This is a genomic window from Streptomyces sp. NRRL S-1022 (genome assembly GCF_000720135.1).
Taxonomy (GTDB): domain Bacteria; phylum Actinomycetota; class Actinomycetes; order Streptomycetales; family Streptomycetaceae; genus Streptomyces.
This window is the reverse complement of the sequence record NZ_JOIU01000024.1, coordinates 1-26,964: the sequence shown is the minus strand read 5'-3', so window position 1 is coordinate 26,964 and position 26,964 is coordinate 1. Positions and strand designations below refer to the sequence as shown.

The 26,964-nt window shown below is 73.0% G+C and carries 29 protein-coding genes and 2 pseudogenes; 12 read left to right on the top strand and 19 right to left on the bottom strand.

The features are described 5' to 3' along the window. Positions 1 to 7 precede the first annotated feature (7 nt). On the top strand, positions 8 to 1,084 hold the full coding sequence (locus tag IG05_RS0130490; RefSeq protein WP_030347260.1) for a cytochrome P450: 1,077 nt from the start codon (positions 8 to 10) through the stop codon (positions 1,082 to 1,084). Positions 1,085 to 1,090: 6 nt separating this feature from the next. Here IG05_RS0130490 and IG05_RS0130485 read toward each other — a convergent pair whose 3' ends face one another. The 10 genes and pseudogenes from IG05_RS0130485 to IG05_RS50065 form a co-directional block, all read right to left on the bottom strand. Beyond that, positions 1,091 to 1,972: a DMT family transporter gene (locus IG05_RS0130485; protein ID WP_030347259.1), complete on the bottom strand. Its 882-nt coding sequence runs from the start codon at positions 1,970 to 1,972 to the stop codon at positions 1,091 to 1,093. 453 nt (positions 1,973 to 2,425) lie between these two features. Continuing rightward, positions 2,426 to 2,977 carry a hypothetical protein gene (locus tag IG05_RS45845; RefSeq protein ID WP_078894607.1) on the bottom strand — a complete coding sequence of 184 codons (552 nt, stop codon included), beginning with the start codon at positions 2,975 to 2,977 and terminating at the stop codon, positions 2,426 to 2,428. A gap of 63 nt (positions 2,978 to 3,040) precedes the next feature. Beyond that, a pseudogene (locus IG05_RS0130480) lies at positions 3,041 to 3,661 on the bottom strand (hypothetical protein); the annotation flags it as partial. Beyond that, positions 3,658 to 4,362: a YqjF family protein gene (locus IG05_RS0130475; protein WP_420707639.1), complete on the bottom strand. Its 705-nt coding sequence runs from the start codon at positions 4,360 to 4,362 to the stop codon at positions 3,658 to 3,660. The gene IG05_RS0130475 and the pseudogene IG05_RS0130480, both read right to left, overlap by 4 nt. A gap of 91 nt (positions 4,363 to 4,453) precedes the next feature. Beyond that, entirely contained in the window at positions 4,454 to 4,729 is a 276-nt protein-coding gene (locus IG05_RS0130470; RefSeq protein WP_030347256.1) for a hypothetical protein, read from the bottom strand. Between the two features lies 1 nt (position 4,730). Then, the gene (locus tag IG05_RS42630) at positions 4,731 to 4,940 is read right to left on the bottom strand and encodes a hypothetical protein (RefSeq protein WP_037814986.1); all 210 of its coding nucleotides are present in this window, start codon (positions 4,938 to 4,940) and stop codon (positions 4,731 to 4,733) included. A gap of 139 nt (positions 4,941 to 5,079) precedes the next feature. Beyond that, entirely contained in the window at positions 5,080 to 5,361 is a 282-nt protein-coding gene (locus IG05_RS0130460) for a hypothetical protein (protein WP_030347255.1), read from the bottom strand. Positions 5,362 to 5,481: 120 nt separating this feature from the next. Continuing rightward, positions 5,482 to 6,162 (bottom strand): maleylpyruvate isomerase N-terminal domain-containing protein, encoded by a 681-nt coding sequence (locus tag IG05_RS0130455; RefSeq protein WP_051790407.1) that lies wholly within the window; start codon positions 6,160 to 6,162, stop codon positions 5,482 to 5,484. Between the two features lie 71 nt (positions 6,163 to 6,233). Beyond that, entirely contained in the window at positions 6,234 to 6,452 is a 219-nt protein-coding gene (locus IG05_RS0130450) for a hypothetical protein (protein ID WP_030347253.1), read from the bottom strand. Between the two features lie 6 nt (positions 6,453 to 6,458). Beyond that, positions 6,459 to 6,581 carry a hypothetical protein gene (locus tag IG05_RS50065; RefSeq protein ID WP_267883330.1) on the bottom strand — a complete coding sequence of 41 codons (123 nt, stop codon included), beginning with the start codon at positions 6,579 to 6,581 and terminating at the stop codon, positions 6,459 to 6,461. 178 nt (positions 6,582 to 6,759) lie between these two features. On the opposite strand from IG05_RS50065, the gene IG05_RS0130440 reads away from it, so the two are divergent. From IG05_RS0130440 to IG05_RS0130430, 3 genes are all read left to right on the top strand, one after another. Next, positions 6,760 to 7,014: a hypothetical protein gene (locus IG05_RS0130440; RefSeq protein WP_030347252.1), complete on the top strand. Its 255-nt coding sequence runs from the start codon at positions 6,760 to 6,762 to the stop codon at positions 7,012 to 7,014. Beyond that, the gene (locus tag IG05_RS0130435) at positions 7,011 to 8,927 is read left to right on the top strand and encodes a trypsin-like serine peptidase (RefSeq protein ID WP_030347251.1); all 1,917 of its coding nucleotides are present in this window, start codon (positions 7,011 to 7,013) and stop codon (positions 8,925 to 8,927) included. The genes IG05_RS0130440 and IG05_RS0130435 overlap by 4 nt, the downstream gene beginning before the upstream one ends. Positions 8,928 to 9,003: 76 nt before the next feature. After that, positions 9,004 to 9,570: a hypothetical protein gene (locus IG05_RS0130430; protein ID WP_030347250.1), complete on the top strand. Its 567-nt coding sequence runs from the start codon at positions 9,004 to 9,006 to the stop codon at positions 9,568 to 9,570. A gap of 460 nt (positions 9,571 to 10,030) precedes the next feature. Here IG05_RS0130430 and IG05_RS0130425 read toward each other — a convergent pair whose 3' ends face one another. The 4 genes from IG05_RS0130425 to IG05_RS0130410 are packed head-to-tail and all read right to left on the bottom strand — an operon-like array spanning position 10,031 to position 14,054. Beyond that, positions 10,031 to 10,846: an ABC transporter permease gene (locus IG05_RS0130425; protein ID WP_030347249.1), complete on the bottom strand. Its 816-nt coding sequence runs from the start codon at positions 10,844 to 10,846 to the stop codon at positions 10,031 to 10,033. Positions 10,847 to 10,899: 53 nt separating this feature from the next. Continuing rightward, complete coding sequence (locus tag IG05_RS0130420) at positions 10,900 to 11,793, bottom strand: ABC transporter permease (protein ID WP_037814983.1); 894 nt, start codon at positions 11,791 to 11,793, stop codon at positions 10,900 to 10,902. 3 nt (positions 11,794 to 11,796) lie between these two features. Beyond that, positions 11,797 to 12,996 (bottom strand): ABC transporter substrate-binding protein, encoded by a 1,200-nt coding sequence (locus IG05_RS0130415; protein WP_030347247.1) that lies wholly within the window; start codon positions 12,994 to 12,996, stop codon positions 11,797 to 11,799. A 26-nt stretch (positions 12,997 to 13,022) separates the two neighbouring features. Next, positions 13,023 to 14,054 (bottom strand): ABC transporter ATP-binding protein, encoded by a 1,032-nt coding sequence (locus IG05_RS0130410; RefSeq protein WP_030347246.1) that lies wholly within the window; start codon positions 14,052 to 14,054, stop codon positions 13,023 to 13,025. 109 nt (positions 14,055 to 14,163) lie between these two features. Here IG05_RS0130410 and IG05_RS0130405 point away from each other — a divergent pair, with 109 nt between their 5' ends. After that, positions 14,164 to 14,904, top strand: coding sequence for a FadR/GntR family transcriptional regulator (locus tag IG05_RS0130405; protein ID WP_030347245.1), 741 nt, complete (start codon positions 14,164 to 14,166; stop codon positions 14,902 to 14,904). Positions 14,905 to 14,941: 37 nt separating this feature from the next. Beyond that, positions 14,942 to 15,700, top strand: a complete 759-nt coding sequence (locus IG05_RS0130400) for a PDC sensor domain-containing protein (protein ID WP_030347244.1) — start codon at positions 14,942 to 14,944, stop codon at positions 15,698 to 15,700. A gap of 88 nt (positions 15,701 to 15,788) precedes the next feature. Here IG05_RS0130400 and IG05_RS0130395 read toward each other — a convergent pair whose 3' ends face one another. Beyond that, positions 15,789 to 16,439: an FMN-dependent NADH-azoreductase gene (locus IG05_RS0130395; RefSeq protein ID WP_030347243.1), complete on the bottom strand. Its 651-nt coding sequence runs from the start codon at positions 16,437 to 16,439 to the stop codon at positions 15,789 to 15,791. 130 nt (positions 16,440 to 16,569) lie between these two features. Here IG05_RS0130395 and IG05_RS0130390 point away from each other — a divergent pair, with 130 nt between their 5' ends. Further along, positions 16,570 to 16,959 carry a winged helix-turn-helix transcriptional regulator gene (locus IG05_RS0130390; RefSeq protein WP_030347242.1) on the top strand — a complete coding sequence of 130 codons (390 nt, stop codon included), beginning with the start codon at positions 16,570 to 16,572 and terminating at the stop codon, positions 16,957 to 16,959. A 56-nt stretch (positions 16,960 to 17,015) separates the two neighbouring features. Here the strand turns inward: IG05_RS0130390 and IG05_RS0130385 are convergent, their stop codons facing one another. Further along, entirely contained in the window at positions 17,016 to 18,494 is a 1,479-nt protein-coding gene (locus IG05_RS0130385) for a glutamate-cysteine ligase family protein (protein WP_030347241.1), read from the bottom strand. Between the two features lie 291 nt (positions 18,495 to 18,785). Here IG05_RS0130385 and IG05_RS0130380 point away from each other — a divergent pair, with 291 nt between their 5' ends. Next, positions 18,786 to 19,775, top strand: coding sequence for a hypothetical protein (locus IG05_RS0130380; RefSeq protein WP_158839046.1), 990 nt, complete (start codon positions 18,786 to 18,788; stop codon positions 19,773 to 19,775). 135 nt (positions 19,776 to 19,910) lie between these two features. Here the strand turns inward: IG05_RS0130380 and IG05_RS0130375 are convergent, their stop codons facing one another. Continuing rightward, positions 19,911 to 20,708 (bottom strand): SAM-dependent methyltransferase, encoded by a 798-nt coding sequence (locus tag IG05_RS0130375; protein ID WP_030347239.1) that lies wholly within the window; start codon positions 20,706 to 20,708, stop codon positions 19,911 to 19,913. A gap of 553 nt (positions 20,709 to 21,261) precedes the next feature. On the opposite strand from IG05_RS0130375, the gene IG05_RS0130370 reads away from it, so the two are divergent. The 3 genes from IG05_RS0130370 (at position 21,262) to IG05_RS0130360 (ending at position 24,422) form a co-directional block, all read left to right on the top strand. Beyond that, positions 21,262 to 21,669, top strand: a complete 408-nt coding sequence (locus IG05_RS0130370; protein ID WP_030347238.1) for a YciI family protein — start codon at positions 21,262 to 21,264, stop codon at positions 21,667 to 21,669. Positions 21,670 to 21,677: 8 nt separating this feature from the next. Beyond that, positions 21,678 to 22,823, top strand: coding sequence for an RNA polymerase sigma factor (locus tag IG05_RS0130365; protein ID WP_030347237.1), 1,146 nt, complete (start codon positions 21,678 to 21,680; stop codon positions 22,821 to 22,823). A gap of 147 nt (positions 22,824 to 22,970) precedes the next feature. Next, on the top strand, positions 22,971 to 24,422 hold the full coding sequence (locus tag IG05_RS0130360) for a WGR domain-containing protein (RefSeq protein ID WP_030347236.1): 1,452 nt from the start codon (positions 22,971 to 22,973) through the stop codon (positions 24,420 to 24,422). 68 nt (positions 24,423 to 24,490) lie between these two features. Here IG05_RS0130360 and IG05_RS0130355 read toward each other — a convergent pair whose 3' ends face one another. Further along, on the bottom strand, positions 24,491 to 26,062 hold the full coding sequence (locus tag IG05_RS0130355; RefSeq protein WP_030347235.1) for a glycerol-3-phosphate dehydrogenase/oxidase: 1,572 nt from the start codon (positions 26,060 to 26,062) through the stop codon (positions 24,491 to 24,493). After that, positions 26,059 to 26,670 carry a TetR/AcrR family transcriptional regulator gene (locus IG05_RS0130350; protein ID WP_030347234.1) on the bottom strand — a complete coding sequence of 204 codons (612 nt, stop codon included), beginning with the start codon at positions 26,668 to 26,670 and terminating at the stop codon, positions 26,059 to 26,061. The genes IG05_RS0130355 and IG05_RS0130350 overlap by 4 nt, the downstream gene beginning before the upstream one ends. A 128-nt stretch (positions 26,671 to 26,798) precedes the next feature. Here IG05_RS0130350 and IG05_RS47155 point away from each other — a divergent pair. Then, positions 26,799 to 26,964: pseudogene (locus IG05_RS47155) on the top strand (FAD-binding oxidoreductase); the annotation flags it as partial.

Genomic DNA, 26,964 nt, shown 5'->3' with positions numbered 1-26,964 from the left:
AGCAGCCATGCCGCCGTCATCCACCGCGCGTGCGCGCGCCACCGTGTTCGCCCCGCGGCTGGCCGCGCTCCTCGACGACCACCTGGGCCGGGACGTCTTCCGGCTCGAACCCGACACCGTCGGCGTCGCGGGACACGAGGTCGCGGACCGCATCCTGGCCGCGCGCCGGGCCACCGAGACCGAGCGCCCCACCTTCAAGCCGCTGCACGGGCGTTCCATCACCCGCACCGAGGCCTCCACGGTCACCCGCACCATCGGCAACGACGTACGCGACGCCCTCGCCAGGCCCTTGCCGAAGGACGTGGACCTCGCCGGCCCCTGGCCGCTGACCGGGCACCTCTTCCTGCGCGACCTCATACTCGGTCAGGATCCGCGCCGGCTGCGCCTGTTGATGAGCCGCAACCTCGAACTGACTCCGAAACTGACCTGGTCGGTGATCGCGGCCGGCGCCGCCCTGCCCGGCTGGCCCCGCCCGGACGCCCGGCTCACCGGCCTCGCGAACCGTGCGGCGCGGGCGCGGGGGTACCAGGATCGGCGGTACGTGATGGGTATGTACCGCAGGGCCGCGGCCCCGGTGTGCTTCACCGTCTCCACGCTGGTGACCAACGCCCTCTGGCTCGGCTTCCCGTTCGACGACGGCACGTCCGGCCGGAACATCATCCTGGAGTCGCTGCGGCTGCTGCCGCCCTCGTGGAACATCCTGCGCAAGGCCTCGCCCGAATACCCGGCCATAGACGGCCGCATCGGCGAACGGGACGACGTCCTGCTGCTGCCGCTGCTGTCCCACCGGGACCCCGCCCTCTGGGCCGACCCCGACACCTTCCGCCCGGAACGCTGGGACCGCCTCGACCCCGACACCGCGCCGGGCTACCTGCCCTTCGGGCACTCCTCGGAGCGCTGCTGGGGCCGGCACATGGTCATGCCGCTGGCCGAGCTGCTGCTGGACCTGATCCGCGGCTCCGGGCTGGTGATCGACCCCGGCCAGCGGGTCGGCCGGGTGCCGCTGCTGGGGCTGCTGGGCGTGGAGGAGGTACGGCTCACGCGGCCGCGCCAGGGGGGCCGGCGGGGGCGCACCTCTCCCTGAGCCGCCTCACGCCGTCGAATGCTGCTCCTCGGCCGGCACCGGCAGCACGGTGATGCGCTGCACGGCCCGGCTGAGGACCAGCACACCCCCCACGATCAGCAGGGCACCGCAGGCCTCCGGCACGAGCCACCAGCCGGTGCGGATCCGCTCGTCGAAGAGGGTGATGCCCAGGCTCAGGCTCACCACCGCGTCGCCGATGGTCAGCGCGGGCTGTGCCGCCGCCAGCGGGCCGGCCTGCAGCGCGTTCTCCAGCAGCAGTACGGAGGCGACACCGGCGAGCGCGAAGCCGTACGTCTGCCAGGACCTCAGGAACGCCGCGAAGCCGTCGTCGGCGAACGTGCCGCTGGCCGACTTCAGGAGCGCGGCGGTCAGGGCGTTGCCCGTCGCGGAGGCGGCGGCCAGGAGCGCCGCGCGCCGGGCCGGCGGGCGGCCCCGGCCCGCCGGCAGCACGGCCGCGGCCATCAGGCCGACACACAGGCACAGGGCCGGGATCCACCGGGCGAGGGGCGCGTGAGCCGTCCCGCCGTGCGGGGCCGCCGCGACGAGCAGCACGGCGAGGCCCGCCACACAGCCGCCCACCCCCCACCAGCCCCACGGGGGCAGCCTGCGGTGCATCAGCGGCGCGGCGACCAGCAGCGCGAACGGCAGCTCCAGGATGAACAGCGGCTGGACCAGCGCGAGCGGGCCGTTGACCAGCGCCAGGCTCTGGAACAGCGCGGCACAGATCACGCCGGCCATGCCGATCACCCAGAAGGGCCGGCGCACCAGATCCGCGAGCAGCCTCAGGCCGCCGTGGCTGCTCGTCGAGGCCGCCTTCCGCTGGAACGCGGTGCCCACGGCGTTGCTCGCGGCTCCCGCGACGGCGAACACCGCGGCCAGTTCGATCACGACCCTCTCCTGCCTGCCGGCAGCCCTCCGCGAGGAGGAACGGCTCCCTCCAGCCTACGAAAGGCCCCGCCGAGCCGCTCTGGCGAACGGGTGGGGGAGGGGGGAGAGGGTGGCCTGGGCCCGTGCCTGGCGGGCAGCTCCGTCAGACCGGCGCAGGCCCGAACCGACGAGACCGGCCGGACCGGCCGGACCGGCCGGCCGAACGGCCGGCGCAGCTGGGCCGTCGGGGAGGCCGGTCCTGGCCCGCCGGATCAGCCGAACTGATCGGACCGTGCGGGTCGGCCGGACTCGGCTGGTCGGTCGGGCCGGCGGGGTGGGCCCGACTCGGCTTTGGCCGGCCGGGCCGGCCGGGCCGGCCGGGCCGGCCGGGCTGGCGGGTCGGCGGGGTCGGCCGGGCGACCGGGCTGGTCGGCCCGGCAGGGATGGCCGGGGCGGTGGGCTCGTGGCCCCGGGTCAGGTGGTGGGCGGGACGGTCGTGCGGAGGGCTGTCTCGGCCTCGTGCACGCGCCACTCCTCCACGGTGTCCCGCTGGTGTTCGGCCCGGTCGAGGAGTGTGTCGAGGAGGACGGGGTCCAGGCGCTCGTCGGCCGGGGCGAGCCGGCGCAGGGTGGTCCACCCGGCCGCCTTGCCCGCCACCGCCAGCCGCAGGGCCTCCAGTTCCAGCACGGTGCTGAGCGGCGAGCGCCGGACCAGCCGGCCGTTGCCCTTCAGCCGGCCCGCCTTCCCGGCCGCCCAGCCGGCCCAGACCTTGCAGGGGCGCACGGGGACGTCCAGGTCCCGCATGATCTTCAGCAGCGCCGCCCGGTCCTCGGCGATCTCGGCGGCCACGCCGTCGAGGGCACGGCCGAGGGCGGTACCGCGGGAGACGCGCGCCAGGTGGCCGACCCGCCGGCTGCCCGCGGTGGCGCCGGCGAGGTGGTCGTTGAGGTAGACGCCGAGCAGCTTCCTGTCGGTGCCGCCGGGGGACTGCGGCCGGGGGGTGCGGGACCGTACCGGTCCGTTCACGACGGTCCTCCCGCGTTGCTTCCGCGGCGCCGGGCGGGGACGTGCACGGCTTCCGGCCGCGCGCGGCACGCTCACCGTGGTGGTGATGCGCACGAGGCTCGGGGTGCGGGGCGCCGAGCCGAAACCGAACCGGACGGGGGGCTCGACCGGGGCGAGGGGGCCGAGGTCACGCCCTTCGTGGACGGCGCTCACCGCGGCGATCCGGTGCAGGTCGCGGGCGCCGTACCACTCGCGCCGGCCGCCGCCCGCGCTCCCACGGGTGCGCACGCCGAGCAGCACACGGGCCGGTGGGTCGGTCAGCGCCGTCCAGCCGGTCCGGGAGGCCAGCGCTCCGGGCACGGCCCGCAGCAGCAGCCCCGGCAGACCTCTGCGGCCGATGGTGAGGCGCAGGTCGAGCAGCGCACCGGCGGTCACCGTCCAGTGGCCGCCGGTGGCCCGGACCCGTACCGGCACGATCCGTACCTCGTCGAAGGCGTAGGTGCCGGCGATGAAGTCCGCCGTACGCCGGGTCGGCGCCAGCAGCAGGCGGTGGCCGTCCTCCCGCTCCAGCATCACGTCGCTGAACGGGCCGAACGGCGAGCGAGGCCAGTGACCGAGCACCACCCGGGTCCCGGACGCCGTACCGAAGCCGGCGATCCAGCCGTCGAAGCGCAGCCGGGCGCGGCCCGGCGGGGCCGCGTTCATCCGTCCGGGGCTACGTGGTGGAGGGCCCGGCCGCGGCGCCGTACCGGGTGCGAGAAGCCCAGGCGCACGTTCCGGACCCCGTCTGAGAAGTGCACGACCGGCTCCGTGACGGGCGGGGGCAGCCCGGCGACCAGGGTGACCGTCTCCGACAGCGCGTCGAGGCGCGCCTCCCGCAGGGGCCACGGGGCGTGTTCCACGGGGGTCTCCCAGAGGGCGCCGAGCCGCCGGGTGAAGGCCCGCCAGCGCGAGGTCAGCCACACGTCCCGGCGGCTTGGCCGGATCGCCTCGCCCGGCCGGACCGACAGGCGGTACCGGGGCCCGCTGCCCCGCCGCGCGCCGCTGTAGGCCACCACACCGTCGCGCCGCGCCAGCTCCAGGCGGCCGACGTGGTACGGCACCCCCACCGCGCGGGCGGCCAGCATCACCGGGCTCGCCACCTCGATGGACAGGAACCACAGCCCCTGCCCGCCGTCCGGGCCCCGCACGTACGTGCGCAGGTTGGTCTCCGCGAAGGGGGGCAGGGCGGCGGGCGAGCCGGGCGGGCGCACACCGGCCATGACGAACGGCGTGAGGCTCACCCACGCCGAGCCGTCGTACGTGTCCACGGTCAGGCCGCGCGGGAGCAGTGGCTGGATCAGAGCGGGCGGGTAGGCCCAGTGCACGAACGTCTGCGTCAGCCAGTCGGCCCGCAGTTCCGGCACGTACACACGGTGAGGGGGTCCGTAGGAGACCACGGGCACCGACTCCCCCGGAGCGCGGCCCCGAAACCCGGAGCGCCTGGCCACGGGGTGCTCAGCCGCCCCACACGAACCAGGACGTGGTGCCGTGCGCGGACGCCAGGACGGCGAGCAGGACCAGGTCCGCGATGCCCAGTCCCAGCCCGAGGAGGGCGCGGAACCGGCGCGGGGTGTCCCGCCGCAGGGCGATGACGGCCAGCACGATGGCGATGGGGCCGAGGATCAGGTTGAGGACGAGCAGTCCGACGAGACCGAGGACGAAGGAGGCCACGGCCATGCCCTCGGTGTCCCGCCGGCCCGTCCGGTACGAGGGAGGAGCGGTCAGCCGCATGTCAGACCCTCCTCGTCCGGTTGCGCCGGCGCCGTTCGCGGCCCGCGAAGACGACCAGCCAGACGGCGATGAGCGAGCCGAGCACCAGTGTGAGCGGCCAGGGGAGATAGGCGGCCGTTCCCACGACGAGACCCAGCAGGAGCAGGGCGACGACCAGGAAGAGCACGGCTACCTCCCCGCTCCGCCGGCCGTCGCGGTGGTGACCGGGCACGGCGGTTTCCGTACCGGTGCCGTCGGCTGCTCGCTCTGCTGTGGCTGCTGGGTCCGCCTCTTCAACGGGTTCATGACATCGCGGGTTACCCGTGAGCGCCGTATCACGCCGCCCTTCCCGGCGGGCCGGCGTCTCGGGCTCAGCTCGCGCGCGTTCCGCCGCCCCGGCGGATACGGCCCAGCAGATCCCGGTGGTAGGCGGCGAGTTGGCCGGCCGGCACCGGGGCGGGACTGCCGGCGAGGGTGTACCAGGTGTCGCTGCCGGAATGCTGGACGGCGACCCGCGCACTGTGGCCGTCGGCCAGCAGGATGGTGGCGATGGTGAGGTCGCCGGTGACGACGCCGACCTCGTCGGTCATCGCCCCGCCGGGACCGGCCGTGACCCGGTCGACGTAACTGTTGATGCTGGGAGGGTTGTTCATGGGCGCAGGTTTCCATCAACCCGGCCGGGATGCCCCGCACCGCGCAGGTGTCGTCCGCGGGTGTCCCCGCGTTGGGCGTGCGGCGGTCCCCCGGCCGAGCGTGGGGCGTGCGGCGGGCCCTCAGCCGAACAGCGGGAGCCGGTCCGCCGCCGCTCCCAGGGCGGCGCGTTCGGCGCGGGTCGGCTCGGCGCGTCCGGTGCTCAGACGGGCGTACCGCTCGTCGCTCCAGTCCGCCGGGGCGGGCCGGCCGAGCAGACCGTCCAGCGTGGCACGCACCGCCGTCAGGCCCTCGGGCGCGGGACCGGCGGCGAGCGGGAGCCGGACGGTCAGGTCGAGATGGTGGACGGTCGCCTCCACCGCCAGCGTGGTGATCAGGTCGCCGGCCGTCAGCACGTGCCCCTGGGTGGTGACGCGCCCGTCCGGATCGGCCGCGTCCGCCGCGTGCACGGCCGCCGCCAGCGTCTCCAGGTACAGCTCCTGCAACTGACCGAAGACCAGGAACATGCTCCCGTTCACCCGCGCCCAGCGCCGCCCGTTCGCCGCGCCCGCGGTGTCCGGCCGCCAGTCCCGCCAGTACGTCACCGCGTCCCGGTCCACGGGCCCGTCCGACGGCGTGTGCAGGGCCACGAGCCCGCGCTGGGCGTCCTGCAGGCAGTGGAAGACGAGGTCGCGGACCGCCCAGCCCGTGCAGCCGGTCGGCAACCAGGACTCCTCGTCACCCAGCCCGGCGACGACGGCCGAGGCGGCCTCGTAGGCGGCGCGCAACGTCCGCGCCGGCGCCGTGATGTGCGCGATGCTCATGCGATCTCCCCGGAGTGTGCTGTGATCGTGGACGCGGAAGCCGGCCGGAACGGCTCTTCGGGGCAGCCCCCTCAGCCGTCGCCGTCGACCGCGTACGTCCATGTACCCGCCCGCGGATTCGCCTGCGCCCTGCGGTACGCCCGCCGGCTGGGAACCTCCGCCTCGGCGTTGTGCTCATCGCGCCGCCCGGTCGACTCCGCCATCACCCGCCGCGCCGTCCAGTGGACGAGGTCCTCGTACGCGGCGAGGGCGGCGTGCGCAGGGTGGTGGCGGGGCAGTTCGTCGATCATCCGGTGTCACCGGGCCGGCGTGCCCCGCTCGTTGGCCGAGAGGGACACCTCCAGCTCGGCCGGGGGCACGCGGTCCAGGAAGCGCAGCGGTACGGGCGGACCGTCCAGGTCGACTTCGAAGGTGCACAACCAGGAAGCGGTACAGGGAGCCGCGTGAGGCGCTCAGCGCCATCTTCACGCCGTTGACGCCGGCGGTGCCGGCACCCGCCATCAGGTCGCGGGGCGCGCCTCCGCTCAACCAGCTGTGGTGGCCCGAGGCCGCCAGGCGCTCGATGAGGGGCGCCGCGAACGGGAGGGAGCCCGGCCCGTGCAGCAACTCCCGGAAGCGGCCGGTCAGGCCGGGACGGAGGTCTTCGGGCCGGTGGGTGCGGGCCGGGTCGACCTGCTCGTACGGCCGCGGTCCGGTCCGGGCCAGGCCCGGCTGGTCGGCGGGGTCCGTGCTGCGCCGCGGCGGGTGGCCGGCGTGCTCCTCGCCGCCCAGGACGAGCTGGTCGCCGGCGGCGGTCGGCAAGGCTCTCGCGGTGCAGGCGAAACCCACGACCGATCGGCCCTCGACCGGTGAGGACCGGTCCCGCCCTGTCGGCGCCCTACTGCTGCCGGGGCAGGGACGGCGCCGAGGCCAAGGCCGCGGAGGCGTACTGGACGCCTGAGCGCATCGCCAACGCCGTGCCTGTCGACATCGGCAAGGACGGGGCGGGTGCCGACGGCAGTGATCCCCAACATCCGCCGATGGCGGGCGGAATGACGCGCGCTGCGTCCCACCCCGACAAACGAGGCGTGGCGACCGCGGGAGTCTTCCTCATCAACAGTGACGACGATCCGCAGTCGGATCCGGGTAAGCGCGACCAGTTCTGCTCGGCGTCCTCCGTGACCTCGCCGACCAAGTCGCTCGTCATCACAGCGGCCCACTGCCTGAACGACAACGACCGGTTCAGGTCCCTCGCCTTCGCCCCCGGCTGGAAGCCGGATCCCGACCACCCGGGCCGCGGCATCGCCCCCTACGGGATCTTCCCCATCAAGAAGGGCAAGGTCTGGATTGACGGCCGCTACCTGGCCCAGGGTCCCGCCAAGGCCGACGACCTGGACTTCGCGATCCTGCGCAGCGGACCGAACTCCAAGGGCCAGTTCCTGGAGAACGCGACGGGCATGGGCAACGAGCTCACCACCCTGCACTCCGCGCAGCTCGCCCAGCGCAACGTCACCCTCATCGGGTTCCCGAGCGACGCGAAGGCGCCCTTGGTGTGCCCTTCGACCAACACCAAGGCGTTCGACGGCCGCTTCCTCGAAATCGCCTGCGACGGCTTCGCCCCCGGCGTCTCCGGCGGCCCCTTCCTGCGCAACTTCGACGGAAAGCGCGGCGACATCATCGGTGTCATCGGTGGTTACAAGACCGGCGGCACCAAAGACGACATCTCCTACTCCTCCCAGTTCGACGCCGACGTCATGCGCCTGTACAACCAGGCGGTCAACGACTACGCACCCGACACCCCCAAGGGCATAGACGGCATGGGAGACGCCAAACTGTGGCGGCACGCCGCCGGTGCCGCCTCCGGGATGTTCCACACCGAGTCGCAGAAGTTCGGCGACTCCGACCTGATCGTGAGGTGGACCGACGGCGAGGTGACCCTCTATCCCGGCGACCAGAACCAGGGTTTTTACACCGGGTGCAAGGCCGGCCAGCCGTGTGAAGTGCAGCTGGCAAAGCCGAACGACATGTGGAGCAAGTACGCCGACGTGATCACTGCCGGAGACTACACCGGCTCCAACGCTTACGACCTGCTGGTGAAATGGGTCGACGGTGAAGTGACCATCTACAAGGACATCGACCAGCACACCAAGCTGCCCACGTCGACGAGCCAGCACCCAGCCAACGAGATAAAGATCGCCGCGGCCGAGTCGGTCTGGAAACACGCCAAGGGCATCGCGACGGGCAAGTACGGCGGCAACAAGTGGCCCGACGACCTCGTGGTCCGCTGGGGCGACGGTGAGGTCACCAAGTACGTCAACGTCGACGGCGGCGGCTTCCACGCGGAGACGCAACTGCTCGCCAAGAACAAGCTCTGGGCCGACCATGCCGACCTCATCACCGGCGGTGATTTCGACGGCTCCACCAGCGACGCCAACCACGACCTGTTCGTGAAGTGGTCCGACGGCGAACTCACCGTCTACCAGGATGTCGCCACCCGGGGCCTGGGCGGCGAGTCCAAACTAAAACCCAAGAACAGCACCTGGGAGCACGCCCGTGTCGTCGCGGTGGGCGAGTTCGGCGCGAACGAGTGGGAGGATGACTTGTTCGTACGCTGGTCGGACGGCGAGGTGACGATCTACGGCAACACCCAGGCCGACGTGCTGGGCCGCGAATACATGCTCGTCCCGCCGCCCGCCGCGGGGTTCGCTGCGGGTATCCGGCGCTCGGACGATCCCTGTGCCCGCGTCTGCGGCCCCGAGCTGTACCGGCGCGCCATCCGTCGCTGAACCCTGTACGACGTGCCGCCGCGGCCCGCGCCCGGGCGCGGGCCGCGGCGGCACCCCTCCCACCGACTGGAGCCCCATGCGTGCACGCCAGAGCGTCGCCCTCGCACTCATCGTCGCCGCAACCGCCCTGACGGGCGGCTGCGCGGAGCAGAACAACCGGGAGACGACGAACGAACCCAGCCCCACGGCCTCGTCGGGCCCGGCCACCGTCACTCCGGCCCCCTCCTGGGAAGGCAAGGCACCCCAGGAAGACGCCATGCGACGCGCCACCCGCGCCCTGAACGCCGTGGAACCCGACAGCGCCTCACGGGTTGACGAGGGAATGGAGAACCTCGCCCAGGGACTGAACAAGACCTTCACCTCGAAGGAGAACCGTCCCCACACCTTCGACATCGCCTGCCAGGCACCAGACGACCACACGCTGACACTGACCCTCGCGCGAGGTGGCGTCGAAAGCGAGTGGGAAGTGAAGTGCGGCGACCGCCAGGCCGACCAGTTCAACATCCCCGCCGGCAGCCGCTTCACCGCCCGGATCCCCGCCGCGGGCCAGCACACCCAGGGACTCATGCAGTGGCGGCTCAACACGGTCACAACCGCCGACGTGGAGGGCTGCAAGGACGACATCGGGGGATGCGAGGAGTGACAGCCCCGCCCACTGCCCTCCATAGCCGGGCTTGTCGCAACGGCGCAACGGGCGTACCGGGATCGCGGTGAAAGGGCATTCCTGCATATCTCTCTGTGAGGCGCGGGATCGCCCTGCCCAACTGGCCAGAAGGCGCAGTCACACACCACGACCGCACCGGCCGGTACGGCTCATTCAGCCGCTTGAAGCACGACCCTTCCACCCCGGCTGCCGTCCATCCCCGCCACTGGCCCGCCACAGCCGGGTCGGTGGTCGACGGGCACTACGTCAGCGGCGCCGCCAGGCCGTGCTCCGTGAACAGTGCCTCCAGGCAGTGTCTTCAAATGATTTTGACCGATTCCACCCGCTTCCCCCGCTTCATCCGCGGCGCGCACGTCGCGACGGCCCAGCTGTCCCATTCCGGCAAGGGCGGCACGGTGTGTCCGGCCGGATGCGCAACCCGGCTGGGCCGCACGGAAGTTCAGACCCGGCTCGATGTGGTGGTGTCGGCGGACAGCCGCTGGGCAACGTAGATCGGTACGACCGAGAGCAGGACCAGTAGGGCGGCCACGACGTTCACCACCGGTGCCTGCTGCGGGCGGGTCATGTTGCCGAAGATCCAGATGGGGAGGGTCTCGACGCCGGGCCCCGCGGTGAACGTGGTGACCACGATCTCGTCGAAGGACAGGGCGAAGGCGAGCAGGCCGCCCGCCAGCAGCGCGGAGCGCACGAGCGGGAAGGTGACGTCGGCGAAGGCGCGGAAGGTGGTGGCGCCGAGGTCCATGGCCGCCTCCTCGTAGGAGGAGGACGTACGGCGCAGCCGGGCCACGACGTTGTTGAAGACCACGACGATGCAGAAGGTGGCGTGTCCGACGATCACGGTGAACAGGCCGAGGCCCACCCCGAGCGGTGCCAGGACCGTGCCGAACGCCGAGTTCAGGGCGACGCCCGTGACGATGCCGGGCAGGGCGATCGGCAGGACGACGACGAAGGAGACGGTACCGCGGCCGAAGAAGCGGTGCCGGGCCACGGCGAAGGCGATCAGGGTGCCGAGAGCCAGCGCGATGGCGGTGGCACCCAGTCCCGCCTTCACCGAGGTCCACAGGGCCGCGCGGGCACCGGAGTTGTGCGCGGCCACCGACCACCAGTGCGCGGTGAGCCCGGGCGGCGGCCAGCTCGCGCTGCGGTCGGGGTTCAGGGAGTTGACCAGGACGAGCAGCAGCGGGACGTAGATCACCGCGAAACCGAGCCCGGCGCCGATGCGCAGGGCGGTGCGCGCGAGGCGGCTGAGATGCATGGCGCTCCTCTCCTCCGGGTTTTCCGGGTCGTGCACCCGCTCCGGGCGGCCGGTTACAGGTTGTTCAGGGCGCCGGTGCGGCGGATCGCCAGCAGGTACAGGACGATCACGGCCACGGGCACGGTGCCGAGCGCGGCGGCCATGGGCAGGTTGAGTTCGATGTTGGAGTACACGAGGTTGCCGATCAGCTGTGTCTTGCCGCCGACGATCTGCACGGTGATGTAGTCGCCGAGGCTGAGCGAGAAGGTGAACACCGAGCCGGCGGCGACGGAGGGCAGCACCATGGGCAGGACGACCGAACGGAAGGTCCGTCCCGGCCGTGCCCCGAGGTCGGCGGAGGCGTCCAGGAGACCGGCCGGAAGCTGCTCCAGGGCCGTGTGGACCGGCAGGATCATGTACGGCAGCCAGAGGTAGGTCAGGGTGAGGACCGTGGCGGGCAGGCCGTAGCCCGGGCCGCTCAGCCCGATGGGCGCGAGCATCCAGTCGGCGAGGCCGCCCTCGGAGAGGATCAGCCGCCAGGCGTACACCTTGACGAGGTAACTCGCCCACAGCGGGGTGAGGATGGCCACGACGAGCAGCGGACGCCACCTCGGCCGGGCCACGCGGGCGGTGTAGAACGCGAGGGGGAAGGCGATCACCGCGCACAGCACGGTCACCGCGAGGGCCACCCCGACGCTGCGCAGGACGACCTGGCGGAAGACCGGGGTGGTGAACAGCGCGTGGAAGTTGTCCGTCGACCAGACCTTCACCACCTGGGAGGTGAAGGAGTCCGTGGTCCAGAAGGCGGAGAGGAACAGGACCGCCAGCGAGCCGAGGTAGAGGACGGTGAGCCACAGCAGCGGGGCGGTGAGCAGGAGGGCCAGACGCAGCCGGGGCCTGCGGTGCAGGGTTCCGGCGAGCCGCCGGGCGGTGCCCCGGCCGGCGGCGGGCGGCACGTCGGTCGTCACGGCTCAGCCCTTGATCTCGGTCCAGGCCTGCACCCACTTGGCGTACGGCACGCACTTCACGTCCGTGCGGCCGTCCAGGCACTGCTCGATGGGCGTGTTCCAGAAGGCGATCTTCTTCCAGTAGTTCTCGTCGGCGGCGTGGTAGACGGTGCAGAAGTTCTTGTCCGCGGTCTGCGCGCACGCCTTGGAGTTGGCCGGTGCCTCGCCGAAGTACTCGGCGACCTGGGCGTTGACCTTGGGGGAGACGATCCAGTCGAGCCACTTGTAGGCGCAGTTGGGGTGCTTGGCCTTGGCGGAGACCATCCAGGTGTCCGACCAGCCGGTCGAACCCTCCTTCGGGACCAGCGCCTTGACCTTCGCGCCCTCGGCGGCGGCGAGGTTGGCGATGACCTGCCACGTCGTGCCGACCACCGAGTCGCCGCTCTTGAAGGCGGAGACCTCCTTCAGGTAGTCGCTCCAGTACTCGCCGACGTCCGCGTTCTGCTGCTTGAGCAGCGCCACGGCCGCGTCGAACTGCTTCCGGTCGAGGGCGTACGGGTCCTTGATCTTCAACTCGGGCCTGGTGGCCTTCAGATACAGGGCCGCGTCGGCGATGTAGATCGGCGAGTCGTACGCGGTGACGTGTCCCTTGTACCGGGAGGCGTCGTCGAAGACGGCGGACCAGGAGGTGGGCGCGGGCCTGACCTTCGTGGTGTCGTACATCAGCAGGTTGGCGCCCCGGCCGTGCGGGATGCCGTACATCCTCCCCCGTACGGAGTTCCAGGCGCCGTTCTTCAACCCGCTGAAGATGTCACGGTAGTTGGGGACCAGGTCGGTGTTGACGGGGGCGGCGTCGCCGGAGGCGATCAGGCGCAGGGAGGCGTCGCCGGAGGCGGAGACGGCGTCGTACTCGCCGGTCTTCATCAGCTTGACCATCTCGTCCGAGCTGGCGGCGACCTTGGAGTGGACCTGGCAGCCCGTCCGCTTCTCGAAGTCCCCGACCCAGTCGGCCTTGGGGTCGTTGGAGCCGTCCTCGACGTAGCCGGCCCAGGCGATCAGGTTGACCTGGCCCTCGGTCGGGCCGAGCTTTACCGGTGCCTTGAGGTCGGGCGGATGGAGGCCGGTGGCGGACGGACCGCCGGAGCCGGAGGAGTCGCAGGCGGCGGCGAGCAGCAGCGCAGCGGCGCAGACGGCCGAGGAGCGCAGGGTACGGGTGAGGCGCACGGCGTTCTCCAGGGGTGGGGACGGTGTCAGGAGGGCAGGCGGACGGCGTGCCGGCGGTGCCACTGGAGGCGGACCCGGGTACCGCGGTAGGCGGCGACGTCCGCGGAGGAGGTCTCCAGGTTCTGCTGGAGCGCGGTGAGCCGGCCGCCGCCGTCCAGGTCGACCAGGAAGCGGGTGGCGTCGCCGAGGTAGACGACCTCCGCGACGGTGCCCGTGGTGGTGGTGTGCTCCGGCTCGTCCGGCTCGGCGGCGTCCTTCAGGACGCGGATCTTCTCGGGGCGGATGTTGTAGGTGCCGGGGGAACCGGTGATCCGGTGGGCGGCCTCGCCTTCGAGGAGGTTGGAGGTGCCGATGAAGGAGGCGACGAAGGGGGTCGCCGGACGCTCGTAGATCTCCGCGGGGGTGCCGACCTGGGCGACGCGGCCCTGGTCGAAGACGGCGATCCGGTCGCTCATCGTCAGGGCCTCCTCCTGGTCGTGGGTGACGAAGACGAAGGTGATGCCCACCTCCCGCTGAATCGCCTTGAGTTCGACCTGCATCTGCTCGCGCAGCTTCAGGTCGAGGGCGCCGAGCGGCTCGTCCAGCAGCAGCACGCGGGGCCGGCCGACGAGGGCGCGGGCGAGGGCGACGCGCTGGCGCTGCCCGCCGGACAGCTGGGCGGGCCGGCGCTGGCCGTAGCCGTCGAGGCGGACCTCGGCGAGCGCTTTGCGGGCGCGGACCAGGCGTTCGGCCCTGGGCACCTTGCGGACCTTGAGGCCGTAGGCGACGTTCTGCTCGACCGTCATGTGCGGGAACAGGGCGTAGTCCTGGAACACGGTGTGCACGTCCCGTTCGAAAGGGGCGAGGCCGGTGACCTCCTGTCCGGCGAGTTCGATCCGGCCCCGGTCCGGTGTCTCGAACCCGGCGACGAGCCGCAGGACCGTGGTCTTGCCGGAGCCGGAGGGGCCCAGCATCGAGAAGAACTCGCCGTCCCGGATCTCCAGGTCGACCCCGGCCACGGCGGTGGTCTCGCCGAACGACTTGCGCAGGCCCTGCAACCGGATCGCCACTGCCTCCATGCGGAACCTTTCTGGCGCGCTGAACGTTGACCGCAAACATATGAAGTCATAGGTCATAGCTCAAGGTCCCCTTAGGGTAAAGCTTGAGTCAACGCACGAGGTGGTGACCGTGAGGCAGCACGAGACCGACGCAGGTGCCCGCAGGGCTGTCTTCAGCCCGGTGGACAACCGCGCCCGCGTGGACGCCGTCGTCCACCGCATAGGCGACGCCATCGAACTGGGCCTCCTGGCCGACGGCGAGCAGCTGCCCGGCGAGAGCGAACTGGCCGGCCGGCTGGGCGTCTCCACGGTGACCCTGCGCGAGGCGCTCATGGCGCTGCGGCAGCAGGGCCTGGTCACCACCCGCCGGGGCCGCGGCGGCGGCAGCTTCGTCTCGCTGCCCGAAATCCCCGCCGACGACCGGCTCAAGTCCCGGCTGCACGGCTGGAGCCCCGAGGAGCTGCGCGACCTCGGCGACCACTGGGCCGCCCTGTCCGGCGCCGCCGCCCGGCTCGCCGCCCAGCGCACCGAACCCGCGGACCTCCAGCCGCTGCGCCGCACGGCCGAGGAACTGGCGCGGGCCGCGGACGCGGCGGCACGCACCCGGCTGTACGGCCGCTTCCACGTCGAACTCGCCGCCGCCGCCCAGTCGGCCCGGCTCACCCGGGAACAGGTGGCGCTGCAGAGCGAGGTGGGCGCCCTGCTGTGTCTCGTCCTGGCCGACGACCCATATCGTGAAGAAGTTGCGGAGCGTCACCGCTGTGTCGTCTCCGCCGTGCAGGATGGGGCCCACGAAACGGCCGGCACGCTGGCCGAGCGGTGCGTCAGGGAGTCGACGGCGCGGCTCGTCGCCGTACGTCTCACGCTCTGACCGCGCCGCGACCGGTTCCCGTCCGCTGGAGGACACGATGGGCGTCTGCCTCGGGGCCACCGTCGCCACGGACCCGGCGACCCGGGTGGCCGCGCAGGTGTGCGGCGTGCTGGAAGCCGTCTTCGCGGCGGTCGCCGCCACCCGTGCCGACACCGCGGCCCTGCTGCGCCGGGTGGCCGCCGAGGGCCGCCGGCCCGCCAGCCGCGACCTCGCCGCCCTGCGCCCCGGACTGCATCTGCGGCTGCGCCAGGAGGAACTCGTCTCCGGCGTCGGCTTCGTCGCGGCCCCCGGCCTGCTGGCCGACGTGCCGGCCTGGCTGGAATGGTGGCAGACGGGCGCCGACGGCGCCGTCCGCCCGCTCCTGCTGGATCTCGACCCCGGCAGGTCGGCCTACTCCGACTACACGCACTGGGACTGGTTCGCGCTGCCCCGCGACACCGGGCGCCGGGCCGTGGCCGGACCCTACGTGGACTACCTCTGCTCCGACGAGTACAGCCTCACCCTGTCCCAGCCGGTACGGAGCCACGGGCGGTTCGCCGGCGTGGCCGCGGCCGACGTGTACCTGCGGCACTTCGAGGCCGCCGTGCTGCCGCTGCTGCGGGGGCTGTCCCGGCCGGCCCGCCTGGTGAACGCCCGCGGCCGGGTCGCCGCCTCCGCGGACCCCGCCCACCTGGCGGGCTCCCTCACCAAGGGCCCGGACTTCGGCGGGGTCCTCACCGCCGCGCGGCCCGGGGAGTACGACGGCCTGCGGCTGGTGCCGTGCCGGGGGGTCCCCCTGGTGCTCGTCCTGGCCTGAACGCGGCCGTACGCAGGCGTGAGACCCCGGGCCGGCGCGGCGCCGGCCCGGGGTCCGTGGTGCAGTGCGGTGCGGTGCGGGAGGGTGCTCAGGCGGCGAGGCGCTCCGCCAGCTGCCGGGCCCTGGCGGCCGCGGCCTCGAAGGCATGGTCCCGGGAGGCCTCGTACAGCGGGACCAGCTCGGCCATCGCCGGGTTCTTCGACGCCATGGTCAGCTCCGGGACGATGAACTCCAGGTCCAGGCCCAGGGCGTCGGCCAGCACGGCCTTGAGGTAGTTCTGCACGTACTCGTAGCCCTCGCGCGGGGTGCCCGGCGCGTACGAGCCGCCCCGGCTGGCGACGACGGTGACCGGGGTGCCCTTGGCGGACGGGTTCTCGCCCGCGGTGCGGCCCATCAGGATGATGTTGTCCAGCCAGGCCTTGAGGGTCGACGGGATCGTGTAGTTGTACATCGGGGCGCCGATCAGGATCGCGTCGGCCTGCTCCAGCTCCTCGATCAGCTTCACGCGCTCGGCGAAGACGGCGGCCTGCTCGGGCGTGTGCGCGCTCGCCGGGAGGAAGCCGGCCAGGTGCGCCTCGGCGGTGATGTGCGGAACGGGCTCGGCGGCCAGGTCGCGGTAGATGACCGTGCCCTGCGGGTGCTGCTCCTCCCAGTGCTTGCGGAAGGCCTCCGTCACGGGGCGGGACGCCGACGCCTCGGCCGGGAAGACGGACGAATCGATGTGCAGCAGGGTGGCCATGGAGGTCTCCAGGGAAGCTCAGGACGGCCGGACGCCGCAGCGCCTTCGGCTCACGTTTCGTACTGGACTATGTTTAACACATCGACTTACTTTTTCTCAGCCCCATACGGTGAAGTAGTACCCTGAGGTCATGGCGGCGGAGCAGAACCACGACAGCGCGGCGTGCAAGCGGGTGGACGATGGCATCACCCGGGTCTTCCAGCTGCTCGGCAAACGCTGGAGCGGCCCGATCGTGGCCGTCCTGGTGGAGCAGCCCGCCTACTTCACCGACCTGAGGCGGGCCGTTCCGGGCATCAGCGAACGCATGCTGTCCGACCGGCTCGCCGAACTCGGCGCGGCCGGCCTCGTCCTCCGCGAGGTCGACGAGGGCCCACCGCTGCGCGTGTCCTACCGGCTGACCGACGCCGGAGCGGCCCTGGAGCCCGCCCTCCGCGCACTCGCCGAGTGGGCGAAGTCCCATCTGCCGGAGGCGTCGGCCTGCCCCGAGACGAGCCTGGAGCGACCCGCCGTACACCGCTAGCGGCGGCCGCGCCCCGGGGCTTTCCCCCCGGGTGGGGCCCGTGCCGCCGACCCGGGTCAGTCCACCGGCCAGGTGTGCACCGGGGCGTTGAGATGCATGTAGTCGATGTACACCTGGGTCATCCGGCGCAGCGCCTCGTGCCGGCCGGCGTGCGCGGTGCCGGCGATGTGGTGGAACATCTCCTTCTGCCACACCGCTCCGTTGCGTGCCGTCACACAGCGCTGCTCGATGACGCCGAGCAGCGGCTCACGCCACGCCGCGTCCATGCCCGAGAGCTCCAGGCCGCGGTGCGCGAGCGGCAGCAGCCGGCGCAGCACCAGCTCCGGCACCGGTACCTCGCCCATCCCGGGCCAGTACAGCGGCGCGTCGATGCCCTGCCGGGCGGCGGTGTGCAGATTGTCCTGGGCGGCCGCGAAGGACATCCGCGACCACACCGGCCGGTCCTCCTCCACCAGGGCCCGGGTCAGCCCGTAGTAGAACGCGCCGTTGGCGAGGGTGTCGGCCACCGTCGGGCCGGCGGGCAGCACCCGGTTCTCCACCCGGATGTGCGGCAGGTCGTTCGCGACGGCGTACACCGGCCGGTTCCAGCGGTAGATCGTGCCGTTGTGCAGGGTCAGTTCGGACAGCTCGGGGGTGTCGCCGCGGTCCAGAGTCTCCACCGGGTCCTGCTCGTCGCACAGGGGGAGCAGGGCCGGGAAGTAGCGCAGGTTCTCCTCGAACAGGTCGAAGACGCTGGTGATCCACCGCTCGCCGAACCACACCCGGGGCCGCACCCCCTGCACCTTGATCTCCTCCGGGCGGGTGTCGGTGGCCTGCTCGAACAGCGGGATCCGCGTCTCGTGCCACAGCTCCTTGCCGAACAGGAACGGGGAGTTCGCCGCGAGCGCCACCTGCACCCCGGCGATCGCCTGCGCCGCGTTCCAGTAGCCGGCGAACTCCTCCGGCGACACCTGCAGATGGAACTGCGTGCTGGTGCACGCGGCCTCCGGCGTGATCGTGTCCGCGTACGTCCGCAGCCGGTCGGCGCCGTCGATCTCGATGCGCAGGTCCTCGCCGCGGGCCGCGAAGATCTGGTCGTTGAGCAGCCGGTAGCGGGGGTTCTCCGACAGGGCCTGCTCGGTGATGTCCCCCTGCCGCAGCGTGGGCAGGATCCCGATCATGAGCAGCCGGGCGCCGACCGACCGGGCCCGCTGGTCGGCGTGGTTCAGCGCGGCCCGGATCTCCGACTCCCAGGCGTCCGGACCACCCGCCGTCAGCCGCCGGGGCGGGACGTTGATCTCCAGGTTGAACCGGCCGAGTTCGGTGGACCAGGCCGGGTCGGAGATCGCCTCCAGCACATCGGTGTTGCGCATCGCCGGTTCGGCCTCGTCGTCCACCAGGTTCAGCTCTATCTCCAGGCCGACCTGTGGCCGCTCCGACTCGAACCGCGCCTCGCGCAGCATCTGCGCCAGCGCCTCCAGGCACTCGTGCATCTTGATCCGGTACCGGCGGCGGTCCTCGCGGGTGAAGACGAGCGCCGGGACGTCGCGCCCCATCGGCCCTCCAGGTCCCCTCGTAGGACACCTCTCCACCCAGCGTCGCACCATCGGCCGAGGGGCACCAAGCGAGGGGGAGCGCGCAGGAGGGAAGGGGTGGGAGCGCGCAGGAGGGAGGGGGCGGGAGCGCGCAGGAGGGAGGGGATGCGGGCGGTGTGCGGGCACGACCGAGCGGAAGCGCGGATTCTCCTCATGGGGCGGGCCGGCCACGCACCGGCCCCTTCCTTCCCGTGATCACTCGTCAGTAGGGTGCGGCAGTCCGCCCGCACCACCCGCTTCGAAGGAGCCCTCGTGTCCGCGCCCTCCGCCCGCCCCTCCCGCCGCCACCTGCTGACCGGAAGCGCCGGCCTGGCGCTCGCCGCCTCCGCCGCGTCACTGGTCTCACCGCCCCGGGCCGCCGCGGCCGAGCCGAAGTCCGCCGCGCTGTACCCGCTCAAGCCGACGCACCTGCTGGAGGCCGAGACGCTGGTGGAGTACCTGCGGCTGCGCACCAACCCCTGGGACCACAACCGGTACAACGTGGAGACCGACGGCAGGACGCTGGGCAGAACCACGGTGACCTGGGGCCGTCCCGGCCACCCGGAGGAGTTCGAGAACCTGTCCCAGTGCGCGTCGTTCATGACGCTGCTGCTGGAGCGCGCCTACGGCGCCGACACCGCCTACGGCTGGGCCACCTCGTCCTACTTCGACCAGTACTTCCCGACCAAGGGAGCCCCGGCCGGCACCACCCGCACCGGTACCTACCCCACCGCCGAGGACCTGCAGGCCGGCTTCCTCGGCGCCTCCGCCGTGCCGCACTTCGACCCGGTGACCAAGCCGGTCAACCTGCGCCCCGGTGACATCGTGGCGTGGGACAAGGACCCCGACGAGAAGACCGTCCCCTACACCGGGCACACCGTGCTGATCCGCGCCTACCTGGGGACCTACGCCTCCTCCGTCGACGGCAAGCTCGGCATACCCGGTGTCGTCCCGCACCTCTTCCAGGTCGTCGACTGCACCGACAACCCGCACGGCGGCCCGGACCTCGCCAGCCAGACCAGCATCGACCGCTACCGGGCCTACCCCGACACACGGGCCGAGCTGAGCGACGACAACGCCACCTGGACGCAGCACAACGGGGTGGGCTACGGCCACATGGTCTTCTACGCCGACCCCGGCACGGGCCTGTTCGTGGGCTACCGCTGGAGCCTCAACAGCTCCCAGCCGTACCCGGCGGTGGCGCAGGCGGTCGACGGCAAGCGGCAGATCGCCGCCGGCCGCGTCAACGCGTTCGTGGTGTAACGCCGGCACGGCGGCCCGACCGGGGTCCGGCAACCGGCGCCCCGGCCGGGTCAGGCGGTCGTGCGGGCCGCGCCGCCCGCTCCGGCCAGGCCAGGCCAGGCGGGCGTGCGGCCCGAGCCGCCCGCCCGGGCCGGGTCAGGCCGTCTTGCGGGCCACGCCGCCGTAGAAGCCGATCTCCCCGGACCGGGGCGGCGGCGGGGTGTCCGGGCGCCAGAACGGGACCTGGGCCAGGCCCGGCTCCACCAGGTCGAAACCGTCGAAGAACCGCTCGACCCCGGCGCGGGTGCGCAGGTTCAGGGAGGCGCTCGCCTTGCTGTAGACCGCCTGGGCGGCGCTGCGGTCGGCGAAGTCGCCGGTGGCGTGCGAGAGCACCAGGAAGCTGCCGGCCGGCAGCGCGTCGCGCAGTGTGGCGACGATCTCCTCGGGCCGGTCCGCGTCGGTGAGGAAGTGCAGGACGGCGACGAGCAGCAGGGCGACCGGCCGGTCGAAGTCGATGAGCTGGCGTACGTCGGGGTGGTCCAGGACCGACCGGGGGACCCGCAGGTCCCCGAGGAGGATGCGGGTCGTACCCGACCGGCTGAGCAGGGCGTTGCCGTGCGCGGCCACGATCGGATCGTTGTCCACGTAGGCCACGCGGACGTCCGGTGCCACCGACTGGGCGACCTCGTGCACGTTCGGCGACGTGGGCAGGCCGGTACCGATGTCCAGGATCTGGCGGACCCCGCCGCCGACGACGTACCGGACGGCGCGCCGCAGGAAGGCACGGTTCGCCCGGACACCGATCCGCGCCTCGGGGGCCGCGGCGGCGAGTTCGTCGCCCGCCCGCTGGTCCACCTCGTAGTGGTCCTTGCCGCCCAGGAGGTAGTCGTAGATCCGCGCGGGATGCGGTCTGCTGGTGTCGATGCCCACGGCCTCGAAGCCGTCCTGTGCCACGCCGGACTCCTCTCCCCGACCGGCACGGCCCCGGTCCGCACCTGCCGCGCACAGCCTCGCACACCACCTGCCAACTTCCGCGCACGCCTCGGGAGTTCCCGCAGGGATGAGCCGTTCGAGCGCTGCCGCCGGCGGTCCGGCGGTGCCGGCCGGCCGGGCCGCCTCACCCGGCCGGGCCCCTCCGGCTGGCGGGTGCGGGCGCGGTGCCGGAGGGTCGGAACGAGAACGATCATCGGAGGGTCCGCGACGGGACCGGTGGTTCCGTACGTCCGCCGAGGTCGTGACCCCACGGACCGGCACGCCGCCTCGGCCCCGAGCGGCGGTGGGCCGACCGGCAGGGACGGGGAACGGCGAATCCATGCGCTCGGGCCGTTCCCCGCCCCGTCGGACCCCGGCCGGCCCCCGCCGACGGCTCGCCCGGGCCGGCCCGCCCAGGCCGCTTTCCGCGGGCGTCGAAGAGAATTCCGCCGGTGATGTCGAGAACTCCCGACCGGCTGCGTCCCAGCGTCGAACGCGACCACAATGGGTCGCACGACCACCAGGGAGAACCACGATGGCCAAGTACCTGCTGCTCAAGCACTACCGCGGCGCTCCGGCTCCGGTCAACAACGTGCCGATGGACCAGTGGACGCCGGAGGAGATCTCCGCGCACGTGCGGTACATGCAGGAGTTCGCCGCCCGGCTGGAGAAGACCGGTGAGTTCGTCGACGGTCAGGCGCTCGCCCCCGAGGGGGCGTGGGTCCGCTACGACGGTGAAGGGCGCCCGCCGGTCACCGACGGCCCGTTCGCCGAGACCAAGGACCTCATCGCCGGCTGGATGGTGATCGACGTCGACGACTACGAGCGCGCCGTCGAGCTGGCCGGGGAACTGTCGGCCGCGCCCGGAGCGGGCGGGAAGCCGATCCACGAGTGGCTGGAGGTCCGCCCGTTCCTGGCCGCGCCGCCCACCGTCACGGAGTGATGCCACCGATGGACGAGGCCCTGCTCAGGAGCCTCACACCGAGGGTGCTCGGGATCCTCGTCCGCCGCGGAGCGGACTTCGCGGCGGCCGAGGACGCCGTGCAGGACGCCCTGGTCGAGGCGATCCGCGTCTGGCCGGCCGACCCGCCGCGGGACGCCAAGGGCTGGCTGGTCACCGTGGCCTGGCGCAAATTCCTCGACCAGGCCCGGGCGGACAGCGCCCGCCGCCGCCGTGAGGACCGCCACGACGAACAGCCGGCGCCCGGGCCCGCGCCCGCGGCGGACGACACACTGCAGCTCTACTTCCTGTGCGCCCACCCGTCCCTGACACCGGCCGCCGCGACCGCACTCACCCTGCGCGCCGTCGGCGGCCTCACCACTCGGCAGATCGCCCAGGCCTACCTGGTGCCGGAGGCCACCATGGCCCAGCGCATCAGCCGGGCCAAACGCACCGTCTCCGGCGTACGGTTCGACCAGCCGGGCGACGTGGCCACCGTGGTGCGCGTCCTGTACCTCGTCTTCAACGAGGGCTACTCCGGCGATGTGGACCTCGCCGCCGAGGCGATCCGGCTCACCCGGCAGCTCGCCGCCCGGATCGACCACCCGGAAGTGGCGGGCCTGCTCGCCCTCATGCTGCTGCACCACGCCCGCCGCGCCGCCCGGACGGCGCCCGACGGCAGCCTGGTACCCCTCGCCGAGCAGGACCGCGGGCGGTGGGACACCGGGCTGATCGCCGAAGGAATCCGGATCCTGCAGGCGGCCCTCGCCCGCGACCGGCTGGGCGAGTTCCAGGCCCAGGCCGCCATCGCGGCACTGCACGCCGACGCACCCACCGCCGAGGAGACCGACTGGGTGCAGATCGTCGAGTGGTACGACGAACTGGCCCGCCTGACCGACAGCCCCGTCGTCCGGCTCAACCGCGCGGTCGCCGTCGGCGAGGCCGACGGCCCGCGCGCCGGCCTGGCCGCGCTCGCCGGGCTGGACGCCGCACTGCCCCGCCACACCGCGGTGGCGGCCTACCTCCACGAGCGCGACGGAGACCTGGCCACGGCGGCACGGCTGTACGCCGAGGCGGCCCGGACAGCGCCCAACCTCGCCGAACGCGACCACCTCACCCGCCGGGCCGCCCGCCTCAACACCCACCGCCGCGCCTGACGAACGCGGCCGCGCCTCACGAGCGTGGCCGTGTCCGACGAAGGGGGGCCGTCGGCCCGGGGGCGTTGTCAGTGGGTCCCTCTACCGTGAACAGCAGTTGAGGACCTGCGGGAACGGCGCGGGTCCGCACTTGGGGAGGGGTCTGCCATGTCCACGGGGTCCACGGTGTCGACGACGTACCTGGAGCTGTCGCAGGAGGGCGGCGGCGCCCACAAGTTCTACGAGGTGACGGTCGACGGACAGGTGGTGACGGTGCGGTACGGCCGGATCGGCGCCGCCGGACAGACGCAGACGACGAGGTTCCCGACCCTTGAGAAGGCACGGGCCGCCGCCGCGAGGAAGGTGGGGGAGAAGGTCCGCAAGGGCTACGCCCCCGCCGTCCAGGGCGGGCGCGCACCGCGCGCGGTGACCCGCCGTCAGGTCAGCTCCGCCCCGTCCACGGCACGGGCTGTCGCACCGGTGCTGTGGCGGTTCCGCACCGGCTCCGCCGCGTTCGGCATCCATGTCGACGACGAGCGCTGCTGGGTGGGCAACCAGGCCGGTGACGTCTACACGCTGGACCACGAGGGCGCCGTCCTGGCCCGCTTCAGCCTGCCGGACGGGGTCAAGTGCCTGGTCGCCGACGACTTCTGGATCTACGCCGGCTGCGACGACGGCAAGGTCTACGACCTCTCCTCCAAACTGCCCTTCGCCGCCTACGACATCGCCGCCGACGTCGACATCTTCTGGCTGGACATCCACGAGGGCGTCCTGGACGTGTCCGACCGCGAGGGCCGGCTCACGGTCATCGACCACGAGGACGAACACCAGTGGTCCCGCCGCAGTCAGGGCGAGCACGCCTGGATGGTCCGCGCCGACGACCGCGCCGTCTACCACGGCCACCACCGGGGCGTCACCGCCTACGTGCCGGACGGCGGCGGCGAGTTGTGGCACACGCCCACCAAGGGCGGAGTGCTCTTCGGCTGGCAGGAGCAGGACGCGGTGTACGCCGGTACGGCGCACCGCGTGGTCCAGCGGCTGTCGAAGGCCACCGGCGCCGTCGAGGCGACGTACGCGTGCGACAGCCCGGTGTACTCGTGCGCCACCTCGCCCGGCGGCCGGTTCGTCTTCGCCGGGGACTCCGCATCCTCGGTCTACTGCTTCGACCAGGACGGCACACGGCTGTGGAAGCTCGGCACGGGCAGCGGCTCGGCGCTGTCCATGCAGTACCACGACGAGCGGCTGTACCTGGTCACCACCGACGGCTCGCTGGTGTGCGTCGACGCCGGCGGGGCGGCGGTCTCGGCCGCCCAGCAGGGCACGGTGCCGGTGGTGCGGGACGTCAAGCTCGCCGCCGCCCTGCCGACGTACGCCCCGGCCACGGCCGTGGCCGCGGTGTCCACGGTCGCCCAGGCACCCGCCGGAGCGGTGGTGGTCCAGTGCGTCCAGGAGGCGGGCCGGCTGCGGGTGCACGTGCTCTCCGACGGCTACGACGCCTCCTGGAACGTCCAGTTCCCGCGCGCGATACGCGAACCCGGCGCCCGGTACGTCGTCGATGCCCTGCACCCGGCGGCGGGCGGCTTCTACCGCGTCCGCGGCGACATCCGCCGCCTGCTCTGACGCGAGGTCACCGCCTGCTCCGGATGCGCGTCCCCGATGCCGGACGATGCCGGGGCGGGGCGGCCGGGTCAGGGGTGTACCGGCGCCGTCCTTCCGAGGATCTCCCGGGCCACGGGGAGTGCCTGGATGCGGTCCTCCGGGACCACGCCGATGCGGGTGCGGCGGTCCAGGAGGTCGGACTCGTCCAGGGCGCCCTCGTGGTGGACGGCCCACAGGAGTTCGGCGCGGGTGACGGGGTGGCCGGGGAGTACCGGCTCGGCCAGGGCGGGGTCCTGGGCGGCGAGGGCGTGGACCGCCACGGCCTCGGTGCCGTAGCGGAGAACCAGGCGGCGGGGCACGGGCAGCGCGCGCAGCCGTCCGGGGTCGGCGGCGCCGATCAGCGGCAGCGCGGCGGTGGGGGAGGGCGCGGCGCGCAGGCCCCGGGCCGCGGCCGCGGCGTCCACGGCGTCCTGTGCCATCCGCCGGTAGGTGGTGAGCTTGCCGCCGACCACGGTGGTGACCCCGTCGGGGGAGGTCAGTACGGCGTGCCGGCGGGAGATGTCGGAGGTGCGGTCGGGTGCGCCGGCCGGGGAGGTGTCGAGCAGCGGGCGCAGTCCGGCGAAGGCGCCGATCACCTCGTCGCGGCCGACGGGCGCGTCCAGGGCCGAGCCCAGCACGTCCAGCAGGAAGCCGATGTCGGTCTCGGGCACCTCCGGCACGTCCGGTATCCCGCCCTCGACCGGCTCGTCGGTGAGACCGACGTAGACCCGCCCGTCCCCCTGCGGCAGGACCAGTACGAAGCGGTTGGTCTCCCCGGGGACGGGGATGTGCAGGCCGGCCGGCAGGGCGCCGAGCCGCTCGGAGCGCAGGACCAGGTGGGTGCCGCGGGAGGGCCGGATCCGGATGCCGTCGGCGAGGGTGCCCGCCCAGACCCCGGTGGCGTTGATCACGGCGCGCGCCCTGATCTCGCCCTCCTCGCCGGTGAGTTCGTCCCGGATGCGCGCGCCCGTCCCGGTCAGCTCCAGTGCGCGCACCCGGGTCAGTACCCGGGCGCCGTGCGCGGCGGCCGTCCTGGCCAGGGCCGTCACCAGCCGGGCGTCGTCGGTCACCTTGCCGTCCCAGGACAGCAGTCCGCCGCGCAGCCCGGCCGCGCGGACCGAGGGCGCCAGGTGCCGGGCCTCCGTCGCGGTCAGCCGGCGCGGAGCGGGCAGCACCCGGCGCGGCGTCCGGGCGGCCAGCCGCAGCATGTCCCCCGCGCGGAACCCGGTCCAGGCCAGCGAGGCCTGGGACCGGGAGACCAGCGGGGTCAGCGGCAGCACGAACGGCTGGGCGGCCACCAGGTGCGGGGCCGTCCGGGTCATGAGCACGCCGCGTTCGACCGCGCTCTCGTGGGCGACGTCGAACTGCGCGGAGGCCAGGTAGCGCAGCCCCCCGTGGATGAGTTTCGAGCTCCAGCGGGAGGTGCCGAAGGCCAGGTCGTGGGAGTCCACCGCGACGACGTCCAGTCCGCGGGCCGCCGCGTCCAGCGCGACTCCGGCGCCCGTGGCGCCGAGCCCGACGACCAGGACGTCGGCCGTCCGGCCGTCCGCGGCCTCGGCCAGTTCCCGGTGGCGCCGGTGTGCGCTCAGGGACGAGCCGGGCGCGGCCTCGGTGTGGCTCATGGCGTCAGGGTCCTCTCCAGGAGGGTGCGCAGCTCACCGAGGAACGCGGCGGAGTCCAGCTCCGGATCGTCCTCGTCGGTCATCGTGCGCAGGGACAGGGTGAAGGACTGCACGGTCAACAGCAGGGCGCGGGCCTGCCGTTCGGTGTGGCCGGGCCGTACCGAACCGTCCGCGTGGCCCTCGCGCAGCGCGTCGCCCAGCAGGGCCAGCAGCGCCTCCTGGCTCGCGCCGCGCCGGTCGAGGACGTACGGCAGGAGCAGTTCCGGATCGACGTCGACGATCTTCCGGAAGAGCGGGTGCGCCCGGAACGCCTCGACCCCGGCCACGAGTCCGTCCACGATCCGGGCGCGCGTCCGGGTGCCGGGCGCGGGCTCCGGTATGGCCCGGGTGGCCACCTCGATCCACTCCCGCGTCATCAGATCGCCCACCAGGGTCCGCAGGTCCGGCCAGCGCCGGTAGAGCGTCATCCGGGAGACACCGGCGCGGCGGGCCACGTCGGCGAGCGTGGTGCGCCGCACCCCGACGGCCAGTACACAGTCGCGTACCGCGTCGAGCACGGCGTCGTTGTCCGAACCGCTGCCCGAACCGTTGTGACGAATAGGCGTCATGTGTCACAGTGTAACGCCCCGGGGCCCGGACGGAAGCGGCCCGGCCCCGGAAACGGCAGCAGAGCCGCGCGGACCGGCCACCCGACCGACCCCCGACCAGCACACCGACCTGTGAGGACGACCGTTCAATGGACATGCTGTGGAACGGCTGGGGCGACCCGGCCAAGGCGGCACCGCTGCCCGAGACGGTGACCGGGCTGCTGCGCGACCTGCTCGGTGTCAAGCCGCGCAGCACCCCCGCCCTCGGCCTGGAGGACATCCGCCCGCCCGCCCCCACGGCCGCCCCCGCCGCCC